The sequence below is a fragment of the Roseibium sp. M-1 genome, assembly GCF_054515675.1.
In genome coordinates this window covers 843740-869944 of record NZ_CM137257.1, presented here as the reverse complement: position 1 = coordinate 869944, position 26205 = coordinate 843740, and the positions used below count along the sequence as shown (strand labels likewise).

Here is a 26205-nt window from a genome sequence, read left to right as displayed (position 1 = left end):
AGTAACTGACAATGTGTGACGGTCGTCACATCTCTCTTCCCCAGCGTCGTCCAAGGTGGCTCCATCGAAATCAATTGGCGTGAGCAGGAGCCAGGGAAATGAGGAGCAATACAATATCTATCGAGCCGACCACGACCCCGCGGGCGGCACAAACCTTTGCCATCAAGGCGAACGCTGCCGATCCGGCCGTTCATCTGAAAATGGCTGCAATTTTCGTTCTGGCCTTGCTGACCATGATCGCCGCCGGAGTGATGTCGATGCACCCGAGCAACGCCTCGCAGGCAGACGACCTGACCAACCTGGCGACCCAGGGCCTGGCCACGACAAAGACAGACCGAACTGCACAGATCCCGGCGAGCGAAACTTGCAAATCCCAGGCCTGGGGCGCATGGAGCGAAGACTGCGCAGCTGCCCTGACCGGCGCGAGCAAGGTGCGCAAGGTCTCCTTCGTTACAGTCGAAAAAGCGACCCCGACCGTCAACGAGACCATTCTGGCACGGTACCCGGCGAACTAAACATCGCCACACCACTTGTATAACGGCAAACAGCGGCTCAGGTTTCCCCCTGGCCGCTGTTGTCGTTTTCAGATCCGGGTAGCGCGGATTTACGCTTCGGGTGTTTCTTCTCCGCCTTCCGAAGGTGCCTCCCCCTCTCCGGCGGCACCGTCTTCAGCAGCTTCGACGCCTTCGATCTCGCTGAGATCTTCGTCCTCGTCGACCTCGGAGATGCCCTCCACGGCGACGACCTTTTCATCGGACGCCGTCTTGAAGACGATGACACCCTGGGTCGCGCGGCCGGCGATGCGGATGCCATCCACCGGGCAGCGGATCAGCTGGCCGCCGTCGGTCACCAGCATGATCTGGTGGCTGTCCTCGACAGGGAAGGACGCGATCAGTCCCCCGTTGCGGTTGTTGACCGCCATGGCCGTGATACCCTTGCCGCCGCGGCCGGTGACACGGTATTCGAACGAGGATGTCCGCTTGCCGTAGCCGTTCTCCGAGATGGTCAGGATGATCTGCTCTGCAGCGCTCATCTGGGCGTAGCGTTCCTGAGGCAGGTCGCCGGCGACGACGCCTTCCTCATCCGCACCGTTGCCGTTTTCGTCCGCTTCACCGCGCATGGCACGTGAAAGCTTCAGATAGGCGGCCCGTTCCTCTGCACTGACGTCGATATGGTGGAGGATCTGCATGGAGATCACCCGATCATCGTCTGCCAGACGAATGCCGCGCACCCCGACCGAATTCCGGCCCGCGAAGACGCGGACATCGGTGACCGGGAAGCGGATGCACTGGCCGAAATTGGTCGTCAGCATCACGTCGTCATGTTCGGAGCAGGTATCGACGCTGACAATGCCGTCGCCGTCTTCCAGCTTCATGGCGATCTTGCCATTGCGATTGATGTTGACGAAATCGGACAGCTTGTTGCGCCGGATGGTGCCGCGAACGGTTGCGAACATCACGTCGAGATCGCCCCAGGTCTCCTCGTTTTCCGGCAACGGCAGGATGGAGGTGATCTGCTCTCCCTGCTCAAGCGGCAGCATGTTGACCAGCGCCTTGCCGCGCGAAGTCGGTCCGCCGAGCGGAAGACGCCAAACTTTCATCTTGTAGCAGATGCCGCGCGAGGAGAAGAAAAGTACCGGCGTGTGGGTATTGGCCACGAAGAGGCGGGTGACGAAATCCTCCTCCTTCGTCGCCATGCCGGAACGGCCCTTGCCGCCGCGCCGCTGTGCGCGGTAGGTCGCCAGTGGCACACGCTTGATATAGCCGCCATGGGACACGGTCACGACCATATCTTCGCGCTGGATCAGGTCTTCTTCGTCGAAATCCGGTCCGCCTTCGATGATCTCGGTCCGGCGCGGTGTCGCGAATTCTTCCTTGATCTCCAGCATCTCGTCACGGACGATTTCCTGGATGCGGGCGCGCGATCGCAGAATGTCCAGGTAATCGGAAATCTCGGCGCCGATCTTGTTGAGTTCGTCCTCGATTTCGTCCCGGCCCATGGCCGTCAGGCGCTGCAGACGCAGATCCAGAATGGCGCGAGCCTGTTCTTCCGACAGCTTGTAGGTGCCGTCTTCCTGGACCGTGTGGCGCGGATCGTCGATCAGGCGGATGAGTGCCTCGACGTCCTGTGCCGGCCAGTTGCGTTCCATCAATTGAGCGCGGGCGGTCGCCGGGTCCGGTGCGCTGCGGATCAGCTTGATGACTTCGTCGATATTGGCAACCGCGATGCCGAGGCCCACCAAAATATGGGCACGGTCACGGGCCTTCTTCAACAGGAAGCGCGTGCGACGCTGGATCACTTCCTCGCGGAAGGAGACAAAGGCGCGCAGCATGTCGGAGAGGTTCATCTGCTCCGGCTTGCCGCCATTCAGCGCAACGATGTTGGCGCCGAAGGAGGTCTGCAACTGGCTGAACCGGTAGAGCTGGTTCAGGATCACGTCCGGAACCGCATCGCGCTTCAGTTCGATCACAACGCGCATGCCCGAGCGGTCGCTTTCGTCGCGGATGTCGGAGATGCCCTCGATGCGCTTGTCCCGCACCAACTCGGCGATCTTTTCGATCATGGTCGACTTGTTGACCTGATACGGGATCTCCGAAACGATCAGTGCGGTACGGTCCTTGCGAACCTCTTCCACGTCAACTTTCGCCCGCATGACGATGGAGCCGCGGCCGGATTCAAAAGCATTGCGGATACCGGAACGGCCGAGGATCATCCCGCCGGTCGGGAAGTCCGGCCCCGGCACGATCTGCATCAGCTCTTCGAGCGACATCGCCGGATTTTCCATGATGGCAATCGCGGCGTCGATGACTTCACCCAGGTTATGCGGCGGAATGTTGGTGGCCATGCCGACGGCGATGCCGCCTGCCCCGTTGACCAGAAGGTTCGGGAATTTGGCAGGCAGAACGACAGGTTCGCTTTCGGAGTTGTCATAGTTCTCCTGAAAGTCGACCGTTTCCTTGTCGATGTCGTCGAGCAGCTTGTGCGCGACTTTCTGCAGACGGCATTCCGTATAGCGCATGGCCGCCGCCGGGTCGCCATCGACTGAACCGAAATTGCCCTGGCCGTCGATCAGTGGCAGGCGCAGCGAAAAGTTCTGCGCCATACGCACGAGTGCGTCGTAGATCGCGCTGTCGCCGTGCGGGTGGTATTTACCCATGACGTCGCCGACCACGCGGGCGGACTTGCGGTAGGGCTTGTTCCACTCATAGCCGTTCTCGTGCATCGAATAGAGAATGCGCCGATGCACCGGCTTCAGGCCGTCTCTAACGTCGGGAAGCGCACGCGAAACGATCACGCTCATGGCGTAATCGAGATAGCTGCGCTTCATTTCATCGACGATGGAGACCGGTTTGATGTCGGACGGGAGACCATCCGAAGGCGTGCTGTTGTCCTGGTCAGCCAAGGAAGACACTCATTTCATTGTTATTGCTGCGTCTTTTATAGCCGATTCAACGCGCCGGTCCAAATTCAGGGCGCTTTTCCGCCTAAGTAATAAGTGTTTAAAATCAATGCGCTACAAGAAGTATGCACAGGGGTGAAAAATGATTTTACGACAAGTCCTCGCCGCCCCTGCCAAAGGCCTATAGTAAGGCCCTCAAAGCGCCTGAAAAACCGCCCCGGGAATCGCCATGCTCGACTACATCATCAACGCCTTTGCGACGCTTTTCGTTACCATCGATCCGGTCGGCCTGGCGCCAATGTTCCTGGCGATCACGGCCGGAATGAGCAAGCAGGACAGGCGCAAGGTGGCCATCCGCGCGACGGTCACGGCGGCGGCGATCCTACTGGTATTCTATGCTTCTGGACAGACCGTGCTGAACGTTCTCGGCATCTCCGTCACCGCCTTCCGGGTCGCAGGCGGAATACTCCTCTTCATGATCGCCATCGAAATGATTTTCGGCAAACGCCAGGCGCGCAAGACGGAGACTGCCGAAAAGGCTATGGAGTCCGAAGCCCATCACGGCACGATCAACGAACTGGCTATCTTTCCGCTGGCGATCCCGCTGATTTCCGGCCCGGCCGCAATCTCTGCAATCGTGCTGCTCTCGAGCCAGGCACCGGATACCCTCGCCTATGCGAGCCTTGGCGGCGTCATCGCGGTCATTTTGCTCAGCTGCATGGGGGCTTTCCTTGTCGCAGACAAGATCGAACGTCTGCTCGGCGACACCGCCCAGCTCGTCATCACACGCCTGCTCGGCGTGCTGCTTGCCGCCCTCTCCGTCCAGTTCGTCGCCGACGGGGTCCTCGCCTTCATCCGCACCTGAGGCGGCCTCAGCGCTCCAAAGTGAGCCTGTACTCCTGTGGAGAGACGCCATGAACGGTGTCGCGGGCCCGGATGATGACGTCTTTCACATCCGCCGGAATGGCAACACCTGATAGGGACCGGGTGAAAGGCTGTTCGTTTTCGTGCGGATGCAAGAGTACCCGTTCACCCAGAAGCTTCCCGTCCGGCGAATAAACCTGCCAGAGATCAGCGTAATGATCCCAACCGGTGTCATCGTGCCGAAGGGTAACGGAGAAGGTCCAGCTGTCGCCGGACTGCACCGCGGTCGCCTCGACGATTTCCACCTCGTTCGCTGCGGCCGGCAGTGTTTGAAGTGCTGCCAGCGCAACAAGAAGTGTCCCTAAGAGGTTCCAACCGGGTTTCATCAAATCCTGTCCCGTTTCATTTTCAACGGAACCATCGTTGCAAGTCATCCGGGTTGATCAAACTCACGAATGCGTCATAGGGACCGGCTGTCGGCAAAGGAGCTTCGCCTGAGGTGATCTCCAAGATCAGACCCATCTTCGCAGCGACGCCTGCAATCAAGAACCTTCATGAAATCCGTACCCTGCACAGGGGACCGCTGGGACCGCTGGGACGGGTGGAAAAGACAATCTGTTCCCTGAAACCTACCATCAAGATGCAAATGCTCGCGATGACCCGTCTGTTCATGTGAGTTCGGGCCATGGAACACCATGAGCAGATTCTGGCCGAAGAAAGAGCGGTTTCAGGTGTGCCCGAAGAATAAGTTTGCGCCTTCAGCCTGCCTGTTGCAGGTGACTGTCCCGCTTGAAACCTTTCGGCCACAAGGTCTTGTTGTCGTTGCCCCATCTGGCAAGGGCCTTCACCACGGGTTCCAGCGAAGCCCCGAGCTCGGTCAGGCGATACTCGACCTTGGGCGGAACGACAGCAAAGACGGTGCGTTCGATCAGACCGTCGGTTTCCAGGCTGCGCAGCTGAGCCGTCAGGATACGCTGTGTGATATCCGGCAAGGCTTTCTGGAACTCATTGAAGCGCATGACGTCGTTTTCCATCAGCAAAAAGAGGATGACGCCTTTCCACTTGCCGTCAATAAGGCTCAGAGCGGCTTCCACGGCGCAGCCCGGATGGCAGCCATAGGTGTCTTTCACTTGCTTTGTTGATGTCATTTCTTTGGTATCCATTTTGTGCCTATGGCTCATTTTTGTGTGTAAGTGTCTGAAAAGTGCATTCTTGCGTAATTCGATTTTATGCTCAATTTGAGCGGTACGCAATTCAGGAGACTTACACATGCGTACCATTGGTTATTACGAACCGCGTCCGATCAGCGACGCCAATTCCCTCGCCGACATTGATCTGCCCCGCCCCATTCCGACAGGCCGTGACATTCTGGTCGAGGTCAAGGCCGTTGCCGTCAACCCGGTCGACACCAAGGTCCGGCAGTCCCGTCCAGCGCAAAATGGCGCTCCCGTTGTTCTCGGATACGATGCCGCCGGTGTGGTCGCGGAAGTCGGGCCGGATGTGACCGGCTATGCCGTTGGCGACGAAGTCTATTACGCCGGTGACATCACACGGTCGGGCACGAATGCCGAATTTCACCTCGTCGATGAGCGTATCGTCGGGCGAAAGCCGAAGAGCTTGAGCTTTACCGAAGCTGCCGCGTTGCCCCTCACCGCGATCACGGCTTACGAAGCCTTGTTCGACAGGCTGAAGGTCAGGGAACCGGTGCCTTCAGGCGCAAAGACACTGCTGATCATCGGCGGTTCGGGGGGCGTCGGCTCGATCGCTGTCCAGCTTGCCCGCCAGCTCACGGACATGACTGTGATTGCCACTGCGTCCCGGCCGGAAAGTCAGGCCTGGGTGAAGGAACTCGGCGCGCATCATGTGCTCGATCATTCCAGGCCCATGGCAGCCCAGCTCGAAACTCTTGGCCTTGAAGCACCCGGTTACGTCTTCTCTACCACGCATACCGACCAGCACCTTGATGATATCGCCACTCTGATCGCGCCGCAGGGTCGGTTCCTGCTGATCGATGATCCGGACAATGTCAGCATCGCGCCCTTCAAACTCAAGGCGGTCTCCATCCATTGGGAAATGATGTTCACCCGGTCGATGTACCAGACACCGGACATCGAGGAGCAACGGCGGCTTCTTACGGAAGTCGCCGATCTCGTGGACGCCGGAAAGATCAAGACAACGCTGTCCGAAGTGATCGAGCCGATCAATGCCGCCAATCTGCGTCTGGCGCATGAGAAGATCGAGAGCAACAAAACCATCGGCAAGATTGTTCTCGCAGGGTTCTGAAGGTATCGCAGGAAACGCATTTCCTGAAGAGACTTGCTCTGCCCTGCCCGCACCGTCATCCTTCATATCGGAGGATGGCGATGCGCGACGGGAAATCGAAAGACATTCGCAAAAAGCTTCTGGCTCTCAAGTCGGAGCTGGAAACCTTGAGCGAAATGTCCGGGGAAGCGCGGGCAACCGTGGAACTTGACCAGCAATCGGTCGGCCGACTGTCGCGGATGGACGCCCTTCAGGGCCAGGCCATGGCGCAGGCCTCTGAACGGCAGCGCCGCGCCTCGATCCAGAGGATAGAGGCAGCCCTCTCCCGCCTGGACAGCGGCGACTACGGCTATTGCGTTGAGTGCGGCGAGGAAATTGCCGGGAAACGGCTGGAAGTCGATCCGGCAGCAGCCTTCTGCATCAGGTGTGCCCGATAGCGGTACGGCGGCAGAAATCAGCGCTTGCCACCGACATGCCGGCGCAGGCTGGTGAGGAAGGCGGACACGTCGCGAACCGTTTGCGTGAGCGGAAACGCCTGCAACCCTTCTTCGCTCCAGCCGGTTACCGGCGCCAAGTCCGCTTGCAGCTTTGAGAGCTTTTGACGTTCGAAGTCATCCAGCGAAAGCTTTTCCGCTGCAGCGAGCAGAACAAGTTGCTCATGGACTTGGCGCAATACGGATAGAGCTTCGCCCATACGGGTCTTGAGCTTCGGGTCGTCCCGCCAGGACCGTCCGGCGAAAACCTGGTTGGTCACGCGCTGCCCGGCTCCGTAACAGTCATAAGCTACGCATCCGCTGAAACCGAGTTCCTCCCGTTTCCCGAAAATGTTGCATTTTCCGGAATTGCCGAGGTTCGGACAGACTTCCCCTGCGCCTTTGTCGATCCCGAAGGACTCGGACTTGTCGAAGGCAAAGACCACACAGCAAAGAGCGGCGCAGGAAGAGCAATCCGGCTTCAGATCCGGCAAACTTGCCATTCGAACAGTCCCGTTTGTGCACGAGGGTCAGAAACGAAAAGGCCGCAACAGACAGCGTGGACTGTTGCGGCCGTATTCACGTCATTCCCACTCGATCGTACCCGGAGGCTTCGAGGTGATGTCGTAGGTGACCCGGTTGATCCCCTGAACCTCGTTGATGATACGCGTTGCCGTTTCGCCAAGAAACTCGTGGCTGAAGGGATAATAATCCGCGGTCATGCCGTCGACGGAGTTCACGGCGCGCAGCGCGCAGGCATAATCGTAGGTGCGCCCGTCGCCCATCACGCCAACGGTGCGGACCGGAAGGATGGCGACAAATGCCTGCCAGATGTCGTCGTAAAGGCCGTGCTTGCGGATCTGGTCGGTATAGACCGCATCCGCCTTGCGCAGGATTTCCAGCTTCTCGCGGGTGATCTCACCCGGGCAGCGGATGGCAAGACCAGGACCGGGGAACGGGTGGCGGCCGATGAAGCTGTCCGGCAGGCCGAGCTCGCGGCCAAGCGCCCTCACCTCGTCCTTGAAGAGTTCGCGCAACGGTTCGACCAGCTTCAGGCCCATCTTTTCCGGCAGGCCGCCGACATTGTGGTGCGACTTGATGGTGACCGACGGCCCTCCGGAGAAGCTGACGCTCTCGATCACGTCCGGATAGAGCGTGCCCTGCGCCAGGAACTCGGCGCCTTCAATCTCGTTCGCATGCTTCTGGAACACGTCGATGAAAAGACGGCCGATGATCTTGCGCTTCGTTTCCGGATCGGAAACGCCGTCGAGTTCGCCGAGGAAGAGTTCGGATTCGTCGGCGTGGATCAACGGGATATTGTAATTGTCCCGGAACATGGTCACCACTTCTTCCGCCTCGTTGAGACGCAGGAGACCGTGATCGACGAAGACACAGGTGAGCTGGTCGCCGATCGCCTCGTGGATCAGGACTGCAGCAACGGAACTGTCGACGCCGCCGGAAAGGCCGCAGATGACCTTCTTGTCGCCCACCTGTTCGCGGATTCGCGCAATGGCGTCGTCCTTGTAGGCGCCCATGGTCCAGTCGCCGGTAAAACCAGCCAGCTTGACGAAATTCTCGTAGACCTTCTTGCCATTCGGCGTGTGATGCACTTCCGGGTGGAACTGAACGGCGAAAAAATTGCGGGTCATGTCGGCGGTGATCGCATAGGGCGCGTTCGGAGAAGTGCCGAACACTTCGAACCCGGGCGCTAGCCGGCTGACATGATCGCCGTGGCTCATCCAGACCTGCTCGCGCCCTTCCGCGAACCATCCGTCCAGGATCGGGATCGTCGCCTCGACAGGGGTTACATAGGCCCGTCCGAACTCGGCAGTACCGCCACCACCAGTGATCTTGCCGCCTTCGACCTTGCCGCCGAGCTGTTGCATCATCACCTGCTGGCCGTAGCAGATCCCCAGAATGGGAATGCCAAGCTCATACATGCTTTCCGGCGGACGCGGAGAACCTTCGCGCGTCACGGAATCCGGACCGCCGGACAGGATTACTGCCAGAGGCGCGAACTCCGCCAGAAAGGCGTCTGTCACGTTCTGGTAGGGGTGGATTTCGCAATAGACATTGAGTTCGCGCAGGCGCCGCGCGATGAGCTGCGTGACCTGGGAGCCGAAGTCGATGATGAGAAGACGTTGATGCTGGGTCATGGCCAGCTTCTAACCGGTCTTTTCAGCAATTTGAACCTGATTTTAACGCCCATTCCTTTCCCGCACAGGATTTTCCCGATGGTGCCCGAACCATGGCCGTGAAATGGCATGAATTTGGCCGGCAAACATTTCGGCGGACAAGCTGTGTACGGCCGAAATTCGCTTTTGACCGGCGCGGCCCGGCTCCTTAGGCTAACCTTAAGACCGCCTGCTTCGCCTGCACCGTGACGAAGCCAGAAGCCGGTGCCTTTAGGAAAATCGATCCAGATGACTGCAGCTGCCCGTAAAGCGTTCGAAGAAGCCGTTGCATTGGAGAACGCCGGCAATCTGGACAGAGCGCTCGTTTCCTATCTGAAGGCGCAGGAATTGTCGCCGGACGATACCGAAATCGCCTATCGCACCGCCTCGGCTCTCTTGCAGACCGGATACCTTGAAGAAGCCCAGAGCCAGCTTCGCCGGATTGTCTTTGCCGAACCCGAGCACCTGAACGCCCGTGCAAGCCTTGGGAACTGCCAGCTGTTGTTGGGCGATATTCCCAATGCGCGGCAGAATTTTTCCGAAGTACTTTCCCAGGCTCCAGACAATCGCAACGCCCTCTATGGTCTTGCCAGCGTGCTCCTGAAGGAAGACAAGCCGGCCGAAGCCGCGGAACCGGCACGCCGGTTGGTCGAACTATTGCCGGACACCGCTGCCGTGCTGACGCTCTTTGCCGAAACCCAGGCAAAGACCGACCAGAAGGCTGCCGCGATCGCCGCCTATCGCAAAGCGCTGAAATCGGATCCGAACTTTGGCCCCGCCTTGATCGGTCTGTCGCAAACGCTGCTCCTGCGCAAGCGCTACGACGAAGTGGTCGAGATGTGTATCCGGGCAAGCGAGAGGGCTCCGGCCGATCCTCTGCCTTTGGAGCTCCTTTCCGACGCGCTCGCTGGCAAAGGTGATCTGGAAGACGCGCGCGAAGCCGCCGAGGCAGCCTTGAAGCTCAGTCCGCGCTCCGTTTCGACCCTCGTCCGCCTGAGCGTCCTGTCGAGAAAACTGGACGATCAGGGCCCCGCCCTGCGGTTCGCTCTCGCCGGCCATGACCTGGACCCGAAAGCCAAAGAGCCGCTAAACGCTCTTGGTGCCGCGCTTGCGGCGCTCAAATATTCCGGCCAGGCACGCTCTGTGTTGACCGGCATGACCTCCGGTCAGGGCATCGATCCCGCCGTTCGCAAGCTTGTCGAAGGTTTGGTCACTTCGCTTTCCGGCGTCAATCGACCGAAAAAGACGGACGTGCCTGCCGCGCAGGCGAAAGAAACACCTGCAGACGACCCGGCCGCAGGCCCGGAAAGCAATGACACCGCGCTGCCTGAAAGTGAACGGGACACAGCCGAACCAGTCCCGTCCGGAAGAGATGATTTTCTGTCCGCGGATGGCGACCAACTGCCGAATGTGCTCGGCCTGCGCCGCCAGGACCACTCCTGAACGGCCCTATTTGTCGCGCTGAAAGAGAGCCACGAAAAATCCGTCAGTGCCGGTGGAGGCCGGCGTCAGCAGGATATCGCCGCGTGCGGAGACGTATTTCGGAGCTTTGGCGCCCGGAAGGGACTCAGTCCAGACGTTGATTGCCGGGACAGACTTGAAATCACCATGGGTCTCCAGGAACCAGGCTGCCTGGTCCTGGTTCTCGGCATTGAGGACCGAACAGGTCGCGTAGGCCAGCCGCCCGCCCGGCTTCACATACCGGCTTGCCCTTTCGAGAACTTGCCGCTGATCTGCAATACGGTCCTCTAGGGCTTTTTCCGACAGGCGCCATTTGGAATCGGGTCTGCGGCGCCACACACCGGTTCCAGTGCAGGGAGCGTCGATGAAAACCAGATCCATCAGATCGACAAGGTCGTCTAGGCTGGTGCTGGCCGGGTCGCGAACCTGGATATTACGGACACCTGCCCGTTGAAGCCGCTCGTGGATCGGAGCGAGCCGAAGCCGGTCCGCGTCGAAGGCGTAGAGCTGGCCCTTGTTCTGCATTGCAGCAGCAAGCGCGAGTGTCTTGCCGCCACCGCCGGCGCAATAGTCAAGCACTTGCTGGCCTGGCCCTGCCTGGGCGATGTGGGCAGCAAGCTGGCTGGCTTCATCCTGAAGCTCGAACCAGCCCTTGCGGTAACCTTCCTCGGCCTGGATATGCGGCATACGACCAAGATCCGGCTTGGCCTCTATCCGGATGCCGAACGGTGACCGGTCCGTGGCCCGGGCGCCGGTATGAGCCAGGCGCTTGAGGACCTTGTCACGGTCAGATTTCAGCGTGTTGGTGCGAAGGTCGACCGGAGCTCTTTGTGCCAGCGCCCTGCCCTCAGCGACCGCGTCATCGCCGAAGACCGCCTGAAAATGCGGCCAAAGCCAATCAGGCACATCCGCCTGCGCAGACAAGGGTATGTCCTGTGCCTCGCCACCGGATGTCAGGTGCGTCGTCTCAAGGTCCGTGAGCGGTTCGGGGGCATGCTGATCCTGTGCGAGGACTTCTTGCAGCGCTTGGAGCCCCTTCTCCCACGTCAGGCAGTAGGTCGCGAAAACAAGCGCGCGCGGAGAGCCGTCTTCCATCAATCCGCCGAGTAACGCCTTGTTGCGAAGAGCATCGAAGACGAGGTTGCCGATGACTGTGCGGTCACCGGATCCTGCAAACCGGTGCGCGGAGCCCCATTCCTTCAACGCGACCTGAACGGGCCGGTGACGGGTTTCCACCTCGGTCAAAACTTCGATTGCCGCCGCGAGGCGTCCACCATCTTTCATGCTGTTCCCTTGCGAGGCCACCTTCTTGAAGCGGCCCCGTTGCCGGTTGGATTAAACGTTGGAAGGATAGTTCGGGCTTTCCCGGGTAATCGTCACGTCATGCGCATGACTTTCGCGCAGGCCAGCCCCGGAAATCTGAACGAACCGGGCCTTCTCCTGGAAGTCCTGGATGGTGCTGCCGCCCACGTAGCCCATGGCAGCGCGCAGGCCGCCGGCAAGCTGATGCAGCACACTGGAGAGCGCGCCTTTATAGGGAACCTGGCCTTCGATGCCTTCCGGAACCAGTTTCAGGCTGTCGCGAACTTCGGCCTGGAAGTAACGGTCAGCAGAACCGCGCGCCATCGCGCCGACGGACCCCATGCCGCGATAGGACTTATAGGACCGGCCCTGGTGCAGATAGACTTCGCCCGGGCTTTCTTCCGTCCCGGCAAGCAGTGACCCGACCATGACGGAGGCCGCTCCGGCAGCGATCGCCTTGGCAAGGTCGCCGGAATACTTGATGCCGCCGTCGGCAACAACCGGCACGCCGTGCTTGTCGGCCTCATTGACCGATTCCATGATGGCGGTGAGCTGTGGCACGCCGACGCCGGCAACGATACGCGTTGTACAGATGGACCCCGGGCCGATGCCGACCTTGACCGCATCGGCGCCCGCATCGATAAGTGCCTTTGTGGCTTCGGACGTGGCAACGTTACCGGCGAGAACCTGGACCGAATTGGACAGCTTCTTCACGCGGCTGACCATGTCGAGAACCTTCTGCGAGTGGCCATGCGCGGTATCGACAACAACCATGTCGACACCGGCATCGATCAGCCGTTCCGCACGGGCAAAGCCTTCTTCGCCGACGCTGGTGGCCGCGGCAACCCGCAGGCGTCCCTGAGGATCCTTGGAGGCATTCGGGTTCAGCTGCGCCTTTTCCATGTCCTTGACGGTGATGAGGCCGATGCAGTTGCGGTTCTCGTCGACCACCAAGAGCTTCTCGATGCGGTTCTGGTGCAGAAGCCGCTTGGCGTCGTCCTGGCTGACATTCTCGCTGACCGTGACGAGATCGTCCTTGGTCATCAGCTCATGGATCTTCTGGTCCGGATTGGAGGCGAAGCGGACGTCGCGGTTGGTCAGGATGCCGACAAGCTTGCCGGCGACCTGCGCGCCGCTGCCGCCGTTTTCGACCACCGGCACGCCGGAAATGCCGAAGCGCTTCATCAGGTCGAGAGCGTCCTGAAGGGTGGCATCCGGGCCGATCACCAGCGGGTTCACGACCATGCCGGACTCGAACTTCTTGACCATGCGGACCTCTTCGGCCTGCTGGTCGAGGGAGAGGTTGCGGTGAATGACGCCGATACCACCGGCCTGTGCCATGGCAATCGCGAGCCGGCCTTCGGTCACGGTGTCCATTGCGGAGGAAAGGATCGGAATATTCAGTTCAAGCTCTCGTGTCACGCGGGTGCGCAGGTCCACCTGGCCCGGCATGACTTCCGAGTGTCCGGGAATGAGCAGAACATCGTCGAAGGTCAGGGCTTGCTGCCCGGTCGACGGGACAAAGAAGGATGCCATTGCCAATTCCCCTTTAAAAAGAATAGCTGAGACGCAGGCTCTGGGAGCGTGCCTGCATCTGTCGAGTCGCTTCGGCTGTGCCGGAGAAGTTGGCGCGGGTCAATAACATGCAGGTGACAGAATGAAAAGGGGTTTAGGCGCTCATTCGCCTCGCCTTTCCCAGTCCCTTCAATGAACGCTGTCCCGCACGGCCTGTCGGATCAGGCATCCGGCTCCAGGTCGCTGCCGCGGAAACCCTTGGCGATCACGTAGAGCTCCGGGCTTTCCTTGCGACTTGCGGGCGGCTTCAGGTGGGCAACCGTCTTGAATTCCCGCTTCAGGTCATGCAGCAGGGCGTTTTCCGTCCCGCCGCGGAAAACCTTGGCAAGAAATGAACCGCCGGGCACGAGATTGCGCCGGGCAAAGTCGATGGCGATCTCGAAGAGATGAGTGGTGCGCAGGTGGTCGGTCTGCTTGTGGCCGGTCGTGGGCGCCGCCATATCGGAAAGCACCACATCCGGTTTGTGACCGCCAAGAGCCGCCATCAGCGCCGCCGGAGCATCGTCGTCCAGAAAATCCTTCTGCAGGAAGGTCGTGCCGCGAACGTGGTCCATCTCCAGATAATCGATACCCACCACTTTCGGAGCTTCGACGCTCGATTGCACGCGTTCGACCGCAACCTGGCACCATCCTCCGGGCGCACAGCCAAGGTCCACCACCCGGTAACCGGGCTTAAGAAGCTTGTGCTTGTCGTCGATCTCGATGAGCTTGTAGGCGGCACGCGAGCGGTAGCCGTCCATCTTGGCGCGGCGCACATACGGGTCGTTGAGCTGGCGCTGCAGCCAGCGCGTGGACGATTCGCGCCGGCCGGCCGCCGATTTGACCTTGATGTGTAGACCCCGGTCTCCCGTGCCCTTTTTTCCCTGGCTCATGACCTGTTCCTGTGGCGGCCACGGTCATGCCGGGCGCCGTTTCTTCTGTGCGACCACACGCCGTCGGCGGCCATCAGTTCGGTAAGGATGCCTTCGCGCAGACCCCTGTCCGCAACGCGCAGGCGCGAGCAGCTCCAGCGGCGGCGGATCGCCTCCAGGATGGCGCAGCCCGCCAGTACCAGATCCGCGCGATCCGCGCCAATGCACGGATTTTCCACGCGCGCCTCATACGGCATGTCACGCAACTGATCAATCATGCGCGACACATCACCATCTTCCAGCCAGGTGCCGTCGACGCGTCGGCGGTCATAGCGCCTGAGGCCCAGATGAACACCTGCAAGCGTTGTGACAGTACCGGAGGTGCCGAGCATATGCACCCGGCCGGAGGCGATCGCCTCGGTCAGGTTGCTGGCAAGGTTGAAGGCGGCAAGATGTTCGGCCGCGTCCTCGATCATGGCCTCGAAAATATCCGGGGTGACGTGGACGCCGCCATGGCGTTCGGCAAGGTTCACCACGCCGACGGGTAGTGAAATCCAGGAGCGGATGAACCGCGTCAGCGCATATCCACGCGCACCGCAGCGGTTGCGCAGATCCAGCCAGACGATTTCCGAAGAACCGCCGCCGATGTCGAACAGGATAACCCCGTCCGCATCCGGATCGACCAGCGAAGCACAACCGGCAACGGCCAGGCGGGCTTCCGTTTCACGGTTGACGACTTCCAGGGCCAGGCCGGTCTCGGATTTGACGCGCTCGATGAAGGCGTCGCCGTTTTCAGCCGCGCGGCAAGCTTCTGTCGCGATCAGGCGCGAACGGGCAACGCCCCTGTCCGCCAGCTTGCGATGGCATTGGGCAAGCGCGTCGATGGCGCGGTCCATGGCCGCTTCGCTGAGGCGGCGGTTGGATCCGACCCCTTCGCCCAACCGGACGATTCGCGAATAGGCGTCGACGACCCGGAAGCCCCGGTCCTCTGGACGGGCAATCAGCAACCGGCAATTGTTGGTCCCAAGATCAAGCGCGGCATAGAGCGGCGCCGCATTGCGTTCGCCCGTTCCCGCCCGCGGGTGCCGTGCCGCCTCTGAGCGCCCGCTGCCACCGCGACCATTCGGAACGCGAATGCCGGCATCCGCAATCTGCTGGTTTTCCTGCACATCGGGGCCGTCATGCTCCGAATGAGGATTGGTCGCCTGCTGCGGTCCAGCCGGCACCGAAACTCCATTGGCGACCGGCTGTCCGTTGACTGCCGTTCCGCCAGCCTGCCGGCGTTTGCGTCCGCGCCGGTTGGCGGCCTTCTTGCCCTTCAGGCTCGTGGTGCCGTCGCCCTGTTGATGAGCCGGCTGCGCCAAGTAGCTGTTTTCAAGCCGATTTGCGGTGGTCTGCGGTTCTCCGCCAAATCTTGGATGGCCGCGCTTGCGCTTCTTCCGCCGCTTGTTGCTGGAGGATGCACCTTCCCCGTTGCGGCCAGCCAAAGGCTCGCCTGCGGGTGCAGCTTCGACGGGTCCGTTTGCAGCCGGAACGGGGCCCTGCCCGTTCCTTGAAGGCGATCCGATCGCGGCGGATTTCCCCTGTACCGCGAGATTACCTTTCGGGCCCTTGCCGGAGCGGCGTTTCCGCCGCCGCCTGTTCGGGCCACCGGGCTCTCTGGGAGCCCCGCTGCTTGCGGACACATCAGGGGGTCGTCGCCCGCTATCGGGCGGTTCCTGACCTGACTGAGTCACGTTTTTGCCTCTCAGATCCCCGCGCTGCCGGCGATTTTCATCGGGCGCGACCCGGGATCGTGTCTTTCGTTGACAAAACTGTAACAGGTTGCCTGCCTTCGGAAAAGCTTTCCGTGAGCCCTGCGCGCTCGCCCGCCACTCAGACTTTCCACAGGCCTGCGCATTCACAAAAAAGTCAGATACGGGACTTGCAATCCACTTTGCGATGGATGTATATGCGGCACACCAAACGAGAGCGAACACTTCGTTCGCCTGCTCTGCCGCGTTTGGCCGCTCGACCTTCGAGCCGTGTTGGGGAATAGGTTAACGGTAGACCCACGGACTCTGACTCCGTTAGTCCTGGTTCGAATCCAGGTTCCCCAGCCAACTCTTTATCCATCACCTGGAAATACTCGCAGCCTCGGATGCTGCTCATGCCATCCCTTTTGGGTCGGCTGAACCGTCTGCCACCTGCAACTTATCGTCTCGCGCGCAGCCGGCTGAATCCCATGGACAAATGTGCCCGCCGGATCGACGCGGCGGCTTGCGGATCGCCGACGTCCACGGCCCGGGCAATTTCAACAACTTCGTCACAAAATACGCCGACTTCTTCCGCCAGATCCTCATCTCCGATCAGCGTCAGCCAGATACGGGCCGTTTGATAGAAGAGCTTTTCGGAAACATCCTTCAATGGCTGATTCTGCGACAGCTCCTGGAAGGCGTGAAAGAAGTCGATGTTGAGCCTGGCAAAGGCCTGCCGGCCTGGCGCTTGCCGCAGAATATTCGCCTGTTGGTGAAGGACGGAAAATTTCTGTTTCAAGGTCGCATCAACCGGTGCCGGCGATAGCTTGCCGGTCAGCTCGTTCAGCTCAAGGCGCAATTCATAGACCTGGGCAAGTTCGTCGAGATCGACATCCGTAACCAGCGTACCGACGCCCTGCTGCGAGAGCAAAAGGCCATCGGCTTCCAGGATCTGCAGGGCCTTGCGCAGCGGCGAGCGGCTGATGCCGAATTCCTCCGCCAGCGCTTCCTCGCTCAATTGCGTGCCCGGCGGATAGTCGAGCATGCAGATACGTTCCCGCAGGGCCGAATACATGATCTGGAAGCGCTCCTGCGCGCTTCCCGCCTGCTCAAGACAGGAAGCGACATCGTCATATTGGCGCAAGTTCCGGTCGCTCATGCCGATTGCGCCAGCGTTCGTTCCAGGCCGGTCAGCATGGTAAGGCACTTGTCGAGCTGATCCAGCGTTACGAATTCGTCCGGCTGGTGGGCCTGGGCAATCGAACCGGGGCCGCAGACGACCACCGACATGCCAAGCGCCTGAAACAGTCCGGCTTCCGTGCCGAAAGCGACGACATCGCTCAGGTTGGCACCGGTCAGCCGTGTCGCGATTTCCCGCGCCTCGTTGTCCGGCACGACCGCGAGACCTGCGACTTCGCCAATGATCTCCGTCACGATCTCCGCTTGCGGATAGACGGTCCTCATCTGCGGCAGGAGCACATCCCGGCAATAGCTTTCAAGCGCCTGCTTCACGTGACGCGCATCCTCGGAGCGGACAGGACGCATTTCCCACTCGACGGCACAGTGACGGGCGATGACGTTGCGCGCGGAACCGCCTTCGATCTGGCCGGTTTGCAGGGTTGTCCAGGGCGGCGAATAGCGGGCGCTGTCAGGTCCAGCCCTATTTTTCATGTCCTCTGCAAGGTCCATCATCCGGGAGATGAAGGCTGCTGCAACATGAATTGCATTGACGCCCTTGTCTGGCTCCGAGCCGTGTCCGTCGGTGCCATGGAATGATGTGGTATATTCATAACATCCCTTGTGGCCTTCGATGACGCGCATCTCCGTCGGTTCGCCGATGATGGCGACGGAGGGCCGGATGTCGCCCTCGCTCAATTCCTCGACAAGGTGACGGGCACCGAAGCAACCGACCTCCTCGTCATAAGTGAGTGCCACATGGAGCGGCCGCTTGAGATCGAGGGCGGCATAATCGGGAGCCTTTGCGAGGACAGCTGCAATGAACCCTTTCATGTCGCAGGTGCCGCGGCCGAGAAGCCGCCCCTCCTCTGTCCGCATGCGGAACGGGTCACCAGTCCATTCGGCCGCATCCGCTGGCACCACGTCCGTATGCCCGGACAGGACGATGCCACCGGAAATGTCCGGTCCAAGCGTCGCGAAGAGGTTGGCCTTCCGCCCGGTCCTGTCTTCGGAAACGCGAACCCGCGCGCCGCAATCTGCCAATAGTCCGGCTGCGTAGTTGATCAGGTCGAGATTGCTGTCGGCCGAGACGGTCGGAAAGGCGATCAGCCGGTCCAGGATATCCCGGGTGTTGTCGAGGAGATGGAGAGGGCCCATTCCGCGTCAGCCTTTTACAAACAGTTCGCGCGGCCTGCTGCACAGACATTCGGCCGGTCCATCCTCACGGATAAGGATGCTCTCGGTAATCTCCAGACCCCAACCGTCCATCCAGAGGCCCGGCATGAAGTGGAAGGTCATGCCGGGTTTCAGGACGGTTGGGTCCTCGGGCCGGATGGAAATCGTGCGCTCGCCCCAGTCAGGCGGATAGGAAATGCCGATCGGATAGCCGGCTCTGGCGCCGCGCTCGATACCGGCAGCTTCCAGCGGACGCGCAAGTGCGCGGGCAATATCTCCGGCGGTGTTGCCGGCACGTGCGGTGTCGAGACCAGCCTCCAGGCCTTCAACGAGCGCCTTTTCCGCGTCGAGCAAATATTGCGGCGGCTTGCCGAGAAAGACGGTCCGGCAGAGCGGCGCATGGTAGCGGCGGAAACAGCCCGAAAGTTCGAAGAAAGTCGCCTCGCCCTCCTGCATGAAACGCCCGTCCCAGGTCAGGTGCGGTGCGGAGGCATCGGCACCACTGGGAAGCAGCGGCACAATCGCCGGATAATCGCCCCAGGCGTCGTCCAGGCCGCGGATGGCGTCGGCATAGATTTCCGCAACCAGGTCCGCTTTCCGCATGCCGGGCCGAACCCGCTCGAAGACGCCGTCCATGATCTTCTCGGAGATCCGTGCGGCTTTGCGCATGAAGACCAGTTCTTCGTTGGATTTCACACCGCGCAGCCAGTTGACCATGCTGGTGGCGTCGACGAAGTCGGCGTTCGGCAAATCCTCGCGCAGAGTCAAATACGCCTTGGCGGAGAAATAATAGTTTTCCAGCTCTACGCCGATGCGTTTGCCGGCATAACCCTTTGAGGAAAGCAGGCGCGCCAGATCCTGCATCGGATGACGTTCCGTCGACTGGATGAAATTGTCCGCATAGGCAGCGACCCGGTCATCCTCCATCCATACGGTCCGGCGCGCGCCATTGGCATCCTGATTGCGTCCCCACCAGATCGGGTCTTCGTCCTGAAAGACGACGACACCCTGATGCACATAGAAGGACCAGCCGTCATAGCCGGTCGTCCATGCCATATTGGAAGGATCTTCAAGGAAAAGAACGTCAATGCCCCGTGCATTCATTTCCGTGCGGACAAGGGCAAGACGGCGGCTGTATTCAGCGGCACTGAAGGGTAGATCGAGACCGGGCATGGCGCGTCCTCTCAAATGGCATTTGTACACAAATAAGAACGCAAGCACGTCAGAACGCAAGAAAATAAATAATCGAATTGTATGGCTCTTGTCATTTTCGGCTCAATTGTACACAAATATCGCAATTGCTCTGCTCGGAGTGGCAGACTGACCGGTTCCGGAGAGATCCATGAATTTGACCCTTGCCGATATTCTTTCCGCCCGGCAGGCAATTGCAGGCAGGGTCGTCCGGACACCGTTGCTGCCTTCCCGGTATATGTCGGAAGCGACTGGAGCCCCGTTTTTCCTGAAGATGGAAACCATGCAGCCGACCGGGGCTTTCAAGTTACGCGGCGCAACGAATGCCGCCCTGCGGGCACCGGAAGGAACCAACACCCTCACCTGTTGTTCCACTGGAAATCACGGCCGTGCTGTTGCCCACGCCGCGAGGGAACTGGGCCTGAAAGCTGTTATCTGCATGTCGGGCCTCGTTCCCAAGACGAAGGTGGACGGCATTCGGGCCCTCGGGGCGGAGGTCCGAATTGCTGGAATCAGTCAGGACGATGCCGCAGCGGACTGCCGGGATTTCGCGCAGAACCCGGGTGTTTTCGAAATTCCGCCCTTCGACCATCCCCATGTCATCGCCGGACAAGGCACCTTAGGGCTGGAGATCGTCGAAGACCTGCCGAACCTGAAAACCTTGCTCATTCCCCTTTCGGGTGGTGGACTGGCAGCCGGAGTTGCCCTTGCAGCCAAGACGGCCAACCCGGATGTCCGGGCAATCGGGATTTCCATGGACCGGGGCGCTGCGATGTTCAAATCGGTACTTGCCCGCAGGCCGGTCGAGGCAGAGGAAGTGGCGAGCCTTGCCGACTCGCTCGGTGGCGGGATCGGGCTCGAGAACAAATTTTCCTTCAGGCTTTGCCGGGATCTTCTGGATGAATTTGTGCTCGTCAGCGAAGAGGAGATCTACCGTGCGATGCAGGTGCTCTATTATGAAGACAGCCACATCGCGGAAGGAGCCTCAGTCGTGGGCATTGCGGCCTGTCTGGCCGGTAAGCTGAAAGATCTCAGCGGTCCCGTCGCGACGATTCTGAGTGGACGGAACGTCGACATGCATCAGGTTTCAAAGGTGATGACGGGTCAGGACGTTGAACTCGGCGATCACATCGTGAAGGGAATTCCCTATGTCGCATGAAATCAGACTTGTTACGGAGGCCGAACTGCGGCGGGCAGTTCATCTGGACCTTGAAGTCATCGACCGGATCGAGGACGCCTTTGCAAAACTTGCAACCGGCAAGGTGGTGATGCCCCCGGTCCTTTCGATGGCAATTCCCGATATCAATGCGGAAGTTGACGTAAAGACCGCCTATGTACCCGGCCTCGACGGGTTTGCCATCAAGGTCTCGCCCGGCTTCTTCAACAATCCCTCGCTTGGCATTGCAAGTCTCAACGGGCTGATGGTGCTGTTTTCGGCCAGAACCGGCCTCGTCCAGGCCGTGTTTCTCGATAACGGCTACTTGACGGATGTGAGGACGGCAGCTGCAGGCGCCGTTGCAGCCCGGCACCTTGCTCCTTCCAATGTTTCGACAATCGGCATCATCGGCACCGGTGTACAGGCACAGCTGCAACTGATCGCGGCAGCGAAGGTACGCCCCGCAAGACGGGCGCTGATCTGGGGACGCGATCCTGAAAAAGCCCGCTATCTCGCCAGGGACATGACATCGCTGCTCGGCATCGAGGTGGTTGCAGCCGACGACCGGCATCAGTTGGTGGCCGACAGCGAACTGGTGATCACGACGACGCCGTCGAAACAGGCGCTCCTGACCGAAGATTGCCTGCATGCTGGGCTTCACATCACGGCAATGGGATCGGACCAGGAAGACAAGAACGAGCTTGCGCCCGCCATCCTGGCGCGGGCCGACATACTTGTCTGCGACCGCATCAGTCAGTGCGAGAAACTTGGAGAACTCAGATCAGCTCTTGAAGGTGGCGCGCTCAAGGACGCATCCACCGTCAGGGAACTTGGCGACGTGATCGCGGGAAAGGCACCAGGCAGATCGACCAACGCCGAAATCACCGTCTGCGACCTCACCGGCACGGGCGTCCAGGATACCGCCATCGCAACCTATGCCCTCGGCAAGGCCCGGCAAGCGAATGCCGGGACAACCATCGTTTCCTGAGATCCCGAGACCGCGACATGCTGAAACTGGATGACCGTGACCTGGAGATCCTGAAAGTGCTTGTCATTGAGGGGCGTCTCTCCAAGGCGGATCTGGCCAAAAAGATAAATCTAAGCCCGAGCCCCTGCTGGAAGCGGCTGGAACGGCTTGAGGCGGCCGGCATCATCGAGGGCTATGGCGCCAGGATCTCGCTGAAGGCTCTCGGCTCCCACGTCACCGTTTTCGTAACCATCGAACTGGAACATCACCGCGCGGAGTATTTCCAGACCTTCGAGCGCGCGATCCGGAGTAGCGAAGAGGTCACCGCCTGCTGGGCGATCGGGGGCGGGCTGGACTACCTGATGCAGATCGTGACCCGTGACATCGACAGCTACCAGCGTTTCATGGATGCCCTACTCGACCGGGGTCTCGGCGTGGTGCGCTACTTCACCTATGTGGTCACGAAGCCGGTCAAGCAGAACGCGGCACCACCGCTGGATCTGCTGTTTGCGGAACGCCTGGGAACAGACTTGGACAGTTCAGGCGGAGAATAGGAACGAAACGGGCAATTATCCGGGCAAGGAAAGCCGTTTCGTTCCCGGGACCACACATACGATCAGCTCTTGAACAACAAAGGGCATCGCCATGCAGTCCCACTCTCTTGCAGATACGCCGGTCGAAACCTCCCTCTTCAGCCAGATCCGGAACCGGCATCTCCTGCGCAGTTTCGGTTATGTCGGCGGCCGCTGGCTTGGGGCAACCGATGGTGCAGTGTTTCCCGTCAGCGATCCGGCCGACGGCAGCCCGCTTGGCGAGATTGCGAAACTGTCGGGAAGTCAGGCCGCTGCGGCGGTCGGCGTTGCCGATGAGGCCTTCAGGCAATGGTCCGCCCTTTTGCCGCAGGAACGGGCCCGCCTGCTGCAGGCCTGGCATGCCCTGATCCTCGAGAACAAGGAAGACCTTGCCGTCATCATGACGCGGGAACAGGGAAAGCCGATTTCCGAATCCCGCGGCGAAATCGACTATGCGGCCTCCTTCGTCGAATTCTATGCCGAAGAAGCCAAACGTCCAAATATCGAAAGCATCACGTCCCATCTCGCCGATGCGGAAATGGAAGTCTGGCGCGAACCGGTCGGTGTCGCCGCCCTGATCACGCCCTGGAACTTTCCCTGCGCCATGATCACCCGCAAGGCCGCGGCCGCGCTGGCGGCCGGATGCACCGTGCTGGTTCACCCGTCGGAAGAAACGCCCTATTCGGCTCTTGCGCTGGCCGAACTTGCGGAAAAGGCCGGCCTGCCCTCCGGCGTTTTCAACGTGCTGCCGGGAAATGCTCCGGAGATCGTCGACCCGTGGATGAAGGATCCGCGCGTCCGCGCAGTCTCCTTTACCGGTTCGACCGAGATCGGCCGCCTGCTTTACCGGCAGGGCGCGCAGACCGTGAAGCGGCTGGTGCTGGAACTTGGCGGCCATGCACCGTTTCTCGTCTTTGCCGATGCGGATCTCGATCATGCTGTCGATCAGGCTATTGCAGCGAAGTTCGCAACCTCCGGCCAGGATTGCCTTGGAGCCAATCGCTTCCTGATCGAGCGCCCGATCTATGAGCCCTTCTGCGAGGCTTTCGCCAGGAAGGCGGCAGCCCTGACCGTCGGGCCGGGACTGGAGGATCCCGATATAGGCCCCCTGATGCATGAACGGGCTGTCGCCAAACAAGAAGAGCAGGTGAAGGATGCGATAACCAAAGACGCTCGTCTGCTGACCGGCGGTGACAGGCATGCGGCAGGTCCGCTCTTCTATCAACCGACCGTGCTTGCTGACGTCCCCGCTGATGCTCTGATCTTCCGGGAGGAAACCTTCGGTCCGGTCGCGGCACTAAGCCCGTTCGACACGGAAGAAGAGGCCCTCACCCGTGCCAACGACACGGAATACGGGCTGATCGCTTATCTCCACACCAGCGACCCACGGCGCATCTACCGGGCGAGCCGCGCGCTTGAATACGGCATGGTGGCCGTCAACCGGACCAAGGTCACCGGTTATCCGATCCCCTTTGGCGGCGTCAAACAATCCGGGCTCGGCCGCGAAGGTGCGCGCTATGGCCTCGAGGCCTTCACCGAAATCAAATATGTCTGCCGCGACTGGAGCTGATCCGGCCCGGCTGTTTTTTCAAGGAGATATCATGCTCAAGAACGATCAATTGGATGCCTGGGACCGGGACAATTTCTTCCATCCCTCGACCCACCTCGCCCAGCATGCGCGCGGCGAAAGCCCCAGCCGCATCGTCACCGGCGGCAGTGGCGTCTATATCGAGGACAGGGACGGTACACGTCTGCTCGATGCCTTTGCCGGGCTGTACTGTGTCAATGTCGGATATGGCCGTTCGGAAATTGCCGAGGCCATTGCCGAACAGGCTCGGGAACTTGCCTATTACCATTCTTATGTCGGTCACGGCACCGAAGCGTCGATCACGCTTGCAAAGATGATCCTCGACCGGGCTCCCGAACACATGTCGAAGGTCTATTTCGGCCTCGGCGGTTCTGACGCCAACGAGACCAACATCAAGCTGGTCTGGTACTACAACAACATTCTCGGCCGGCCGGAAAAGAAGAAGATCATTTCCCGCTGGCGCGGCTATCACGGGTCCGGCCTGATGACCGGTTCCCTCACCGGCCTGGAGCTGTTTCACAAGAAGTTCGACCTGCCGCTCGAGAAGGTTCTGCACACGGTGGCACCCGACTATTTCCGCCGCGAGGACCTTTCGCTCTCGGAAGCAGACTTCGTTGCTTATTGTGCCGCAGACCTCGAGGCTCTGATCGCGCGCGAAGGCGCCGATACCATCGCGGCATTCATCGGCGAACCGGTTCTCGGTACCGGCGGCATCGTGCCGCCGCCGAAGGGATACTGGGAGGCCATCCAGCCGATCCTTGAAAAACACGGCATCCTGTTGATCGCAGATGAGGTTGTTTCCGGCTTCGGCCGTCTCGGCAGCATGTTCGGCTCTACCCACTATGGCCTCAAGCCCGATTTCATTACCATCGCCAAGGGTTTGACCTCGGCCTACGCCCCGCTCTCCGGTTCGATCATCTCCGGCAAGGTCTGGAAGGTGCTGGAGGACGGCACCGACGAATTCGGACCGATCGGCCATGGTTGGACCTACTCCGCCCATCCGATTGGTGCGGCGGCCGGTGTCGCCAATCTGAAGCTGATCGACAGCCTCAACCTGGTCGAGAACGCAAGGACCGCAGGCGCCTATTTCAAGAAGAGCTTGTCAGACGCGCTTGGTAGCCATCCGAATGTGGGCGACATCCGCGGGGAAGGCCTGATGTGCGCGGTCGAATTCGTCGACGACAAGGAAAGCCGCACCTATCTGGATCCCGCCCGGAAGATGGGGCCGCAGATCGCAGCATCGCTGCTAAAGGAAGGCGTGATCGGCCGTGCGATGCCCCAGGGCGACATACTGGGTTTCGCTCCTCCTCTTTGCATTACGACAAGCGAAATCGACATGGTTGTCGCGGCTACCAAAAAAGCAGTCCAGTCGGCTTTTTGACCCGCACCGGAAAGAAACGACATCAGACAGCCGCCGAGTGCGGCTGTTTTCTTTGGAGGTGGTCCGCGCGCCGGCATTTCCGGTAAGGTCGGCTTATCAATCCAGTCAACCTGCCATTCCGGGATCCCCAAATGACCCACTCTCTCTTCAACCTCACCGGCAAGACCGCGCTGGTGACCGGATCTTCACGAGGTCTTGGCAACGCGATCGCGAAGGGACTTGGAGCGGCCGGTGCGAGCCTCATCCTGAACGGCGTCAACGAAACCCGGCTGTCGGAGGCTGTGAAAGAACTTCGGGCGGATGGCGCCGATGCCTCTGGCGTTGCTTTCGATATTGCAGATGAAACCGCAGTGCGAGCGGCCTTCGAGCGTTTCGATGCAGACGGAATCTCGATCGACATCCTCGTCAACAATGCCGGCATCCAGTACCGGAAACCACTTTTGGAACTTGAAACCGCGGATTGGCAGCGCGTGCTCGATGTCAATCTGACCTCGGCCTTCGTCATCGGCAGGGAGGCCGCCCGCCGCATGGCTGTGAGCGACGGTGGCAAGATCGTCAATATTGCCTCGGTTCTGTCCGCCCTTGCCCGCCCGACCGTGGCCCCCTACGCGGTCTCCAAGGCCGGCCTGAAGATGCTGACACAATCGATGGCGGCCGAGTGGGGCGAAAAGAACATTCAGGTCAATGCCATCGGCCCAGGCTACATGATCACCGACATGAACGAGGCGCTCATTGCCAATCCGGACTTCGACGCCTGGGTGAAAGGCCGGACGCCCTCAAGGAGATGGGGACGGCCGGAAGAACTTGTCGGCGTCGCTGTCTTTCTCGCCTCGGCGGCGTCAGATTATGTCTCCGGACAGATTATCTATGCCGATGGCGGGATGACGTCTGTGCTCTGAC

Annotated in this window: 23 protein-coding genes and 1 tRNA gene; 12 read left to right on the top strand and 12 right to left on the bottom strand. The window is 60.5% G+C overall.

Features of this window, described 5'->3' with window-relative positions; genetic code table 11:
• The first annotated feature begins 98 nt into the window (after window positions 1-98).
• The gene (locus ACX3M4_RS03955; protein ID WP_459357298.1) at window positions 99-515 is read left to right on the top strand and encodes a phosphopantetheine adenylyltransferase; all 417 of its coding nucleotides are present in this window, start codon (window positions 99-101) and stop codon (window positions 513-515) included.
• A gap of 89 nt (window positions 516-604) precedes the next feature.
• On the opposite strand, the gene gyrA is transcribed toward ACX3M4_RS03955, so the two are convergent.
• Window positions 605-3403 carry a DNA gyrase subunit A gene (gene gyrA, locus ACX3M4_RS03950; protein WP_459357297.1) on the bottom strand — a complete coding sequence of 933 codons (2799 nt, stop codon included), beginning with the start codon at window positions 3401-3403 and terminating at the stop codon, window positions 605-607.
• A gap of 226 nt (window positions 3404-3629) precedes the next feature.
• Between gyrA and ACX3M4_RS03945 the strand changes: the two genes are divergently transcribed.
• Window positions 3630-4265 carry a MarC family protein gene (locus tag ACX3M4_RS03945; RefSeq protein ID WP_459357296.1) on the top strand — a complete coding sequence of 212 codons (636 nt, stop codon included), beginning with the start codon at window positions 3630-3632 and terminating at the stop codon, window positions 4263-4265.
• Window positions 4266-4272: 7 nt separating this feature from the next.
• On the opposite strand, the gene ACX3M4_RS03940 is transcribed toward ACX3M4_RS03945, so the two are convergent.
• Together ACX3M4_RS03940 and ACX3M4_RS03935 are read right to left on the bottom strand one after the other, a co-directional pair.
• The gene (locus ACX3M4_RS03940; protein WP_459357295.1) at window positions 4273-4650 is read right to left on the bottom strand and encodes a hypothetical protein; all 378 of its coding nucleotides are present in this window, start codon (window positions 4648-4650) and stop codon (window positions 4273-4275) included.
• A gap of 372 nt (window positions 4651-5022) precedes the next feature.
• Window positions 5023-5412 (bottom strand): winged helix-turn-helix transcriptional regulator, encoded by a 390-nt coding sequence (locus ACX3M4_RS03935; protein ID WP_459357294.1) that lies wholly within the window; start codon window positions 5410-5412, stop codon window positions 5023-5025.
• Between the two features lie 121 nt (window positions 5413-5533).
• Here ACX3M4_RS03935 and ACX3M4_RS03930 point away from each other — a divergent pair, with 121 nt between their 5' ends.
• Both ACX3M4_RS03930 and ACX3M4_RS03925 read left to right on the top strand, forming a co-directional pair.
• Window positions 5534-6547: a zinc-binding alcohol dehydrogenase family protein gene (locus tag ACX3M4_RS03930; RefSeq protein WP_459357293.1), complete on the top strand. Its 1014-nt coding sequence runs from the start codon at window positions 5534-5536 to the stop codon at window positions 6545-6547.
• 80 nt (window positions 6548-6627) lie between these two features.
• Window positions 6628-6963 carry a TraR/DksA family transcriptional regulator gene (locus ACX3M4_RS03925; protein ID WP_459357292.1) on the top strand — a complete coding sequence of 112 codons (336 nt, stop codon included), beginning with the start codon at window positions 6628-6630 and terminating at the stop codon, window positions 6961-6963.
• 17 nt (window positions 6964-6980) lie between these two features.
• Here the strand turns inward: ACX3M4_RS03925 and ACX3M4_RS03920 are convergent, their stop codons facing one another.
• Window positions 6981-7502: a hypothetical protein gene (locus tag ACX3M4_RS03920; RefSeq protein WP_459357291.1), complete on the bottom strand. Its 522-nt coding sequence runs from the start codon at window positions 7500-7502 to the stop codon at window positions 6981-6983.
• 81 nt (window positions 7503-7583) lie between these two features.
• Window positions 7584-9155, bottom strand: a complete 1572-nt coding sequence (guaA, locus tag ACX3M4_RS03915; RefSeq protein ID WP_459357290.1) for a glutamine-hydrolyzing GMP synthase — start codon at window positions 9153-9155, stop codon at window positions 7584-7586.
• Between the two features lie 267 nt (window positions 9156-9422).
• On the opposite strand from guaA, the gene ACX3M4_RS03910 reads away from it, so the two are divergent.
• A complete protein-coding gene (locus tag ACX3M4_RS03910) occupies window positions 9423-10616 on the top strand; it encodes a tetratricopeptide repeat protein (protein ID WP_459357289.1) in 1194 nt (397 codons plus the stop codon).
• A gap of 6 nt (window positions 10617-10622) precedes the next feature.
• Here ACX3M4_RS03910 and ACX3M4_RS03905 read toward each other — a convergent pair whose 3' ends face one another.
• The 4 genes from ACX3M4_RS03905 to ACX3M4_RS03890 form a co-directional block, all read right to left on the bottom strand.
• Window positions 10623-11918, bottom strand: a complete 1296-nt coding sequence (locus ACX3M4_RS03905; protein WP_459357288.1) for an RsmB/NOP family class I SAM-dependent RNA methyltransferase — start codon at window positions 11916-11918, stop codon at window positions 10623-10625.
• Between the two features lie 51 nt (window positions 11919-11969).
• Window positions 11970-13472, bottom strand: coding sequence for an IMP dehydrogenase (guaB, locus tag ACX3M4_RS03900; protein WP_459357287.1), 1503 nt, complete (start codon window positions 13470-13472; stop codon window positions 11970-11972).
• Between the two features lie 200 nt (window positions 13473-13672).
• A complete protein-coding gene (locus ACX3M4_RS03895; RefSeq protein WP_459357286.1) occupies window positions 13673-14383 on the bottom strand; it encodes an RlmE family RNA methyltransferase in 711 nt (236 codons plus the stop codon).
• Complete coding sequence (locus ACX3M4_RS03890) at window positions 14380-15849, bottom strand: Ppx/GppA phosphatase family protein (protein WP_459357285.1); 1470 nt, start codon at window positions 15847-15849, stop codon at window positions 14380-14382. The genes ACX3M4_RS03895 and ACX3M4_RS03890 overlap by 4 nt, the downstream gene beginning before the upstream one ends.
• 541 nt (window positions 15850-16390) lie before the next feature.
• Here ACX3M4_RS03890 and ACX3M4_RS03885 point away from each other — a divergent pair.
• Window positions 16391-16464: transfer RNA gene (locus ACX3M4_RS03885), tRNA-Gln, on the top strand.
• Between the two features lie 91 nt (window positions 16465-16555).
• Here ACX3M4_RS03885 and ACX3M4_RS03880 read toward each other — a convergent pair.
• Genes ACX3M4_RS03880 through doeA form a run of 3 tightly spaced genes read right to left on the bottom strand, consistent with a single transcriptional unit; the run spans window position 16556 to window position 19623 of the window.
• Window positions 16556-17257 (bottom strand): GntR family transcriptional regulator, encoded by a 702-nt coding sequence (locus tag ACX3M4_RS03880; protein WP_459357284.1) that lies wholly within the window; start codon window positions 17255-17257, stop codon window positions 16556-16558.
• On the bottom strand, window positions 17254-18432 hold the full coding sequence (gene argE / locus ACX3M4_RS03875; protein WP_459357283.1) for an acetylornithine deacetylase: 1179 nt from the start codon (window positions 18430-18432) through the stop codon (window positions 17254-17256). Before argE ends, ACX3M4_RS03880 begins: the two co-directional genes overlap by 4 nt.
• A gap of 6 nt (window positions 18433-18438) precedes the next feature.
• Window positions 18439-19623, bottom strand: coding sequence for an ectoine hydrolase DoeA (doeA, locus tag ACX3M4_RS03870; RefSeq protein WP_459357282.1), 1185 nt, complete (start codon window positions 19621-19623; stop codon window positions 18439-18441).
• 169 nt (window positions 19624-19792) lie between these two features.
• On the opposite strand from doeA, the gene eutB reads away from it, so the two are divergent.
• The 6 genes from eutB (at window position 19793) to ACX3M4_RS03840 (ending at window position 26204) form a co-directional block, all read left to right on the top strand.
• On the top strand, window positions 19793-20800 hold the full coding sequence (gene eutB / locus ACX3M4_RS03865; protein ID WP_459357281.1) for a hydroxyectoine utilization dehydratase EutB: 1008 nt from the start codon (window positions 19793-19795) through the stop codon (window positions 20798-20800).
• Entirely contained in the window at window positions 20790-21785 is a 996-nt protein-coding gene (locus tag ACX3M4_RS03860) for a cyclodeaminase (RefSeq protein ID WP_459357280.1), read from the top strand. The genes eutB and ACX3M4_RS03860 overlap by 11 nt, the downstream gene beginning before the upstream one ends.
• Before the next feature lie 17 nt (window positions 21786-21802).
• Window positions 21803-22318 carry an Lrp/AsnC family transcriptional regulator gene (locus tag ACX3M4_RS03855; protein WP_459357279.1) on the top strand — a complete coding sequence of 172 codons (516 nt, stop codon included), beginning with the start codon at window positions 21803-21805 and terminating at the stop codon, window positions 22316-22318.
• A gap of 91 nt (window positions 22319-22409) precedes the next feature.
• Complete coding sequence (locus ACX3M4_RS03850; RefSeq protein ID WP_459357278.1) at window positions 22410-23906, top strand: NAD-dependent succinate-semialdehyde dehydrogenase; 1497 nt, start codon at window positions 22410-22412, stop codon at window positions 23904-23906.
• A 31-nt stretch (window positions 23907-23937) separates the two neighbouring features.
• Window positions 23938-25305 carry an aminotransferase gene (locus tag ACX3M4_RS03845; protein ID WP_459357277.1) on the top strand — a complete coding sequence of 456 codons (1368 nt, stop codon included), beginning with the start codon at window positions 23938-23940 and terminating at the stop codon, window positions 25303-25305.
• A gap of 131 nt (window positions 25306-25436) precedes the next feature.
• Entirely contained in the window at window positions 25437-26204 is a 768-nt protein-coding gene (locus tag ACX3M4_RS03840) for an SDR family oxidoreductase (RefSeq protein ID WP_459357276.1), read from the top strand.
• The last annotated feature ends 1 nt before the right edge of the window (window position 26205 follow it).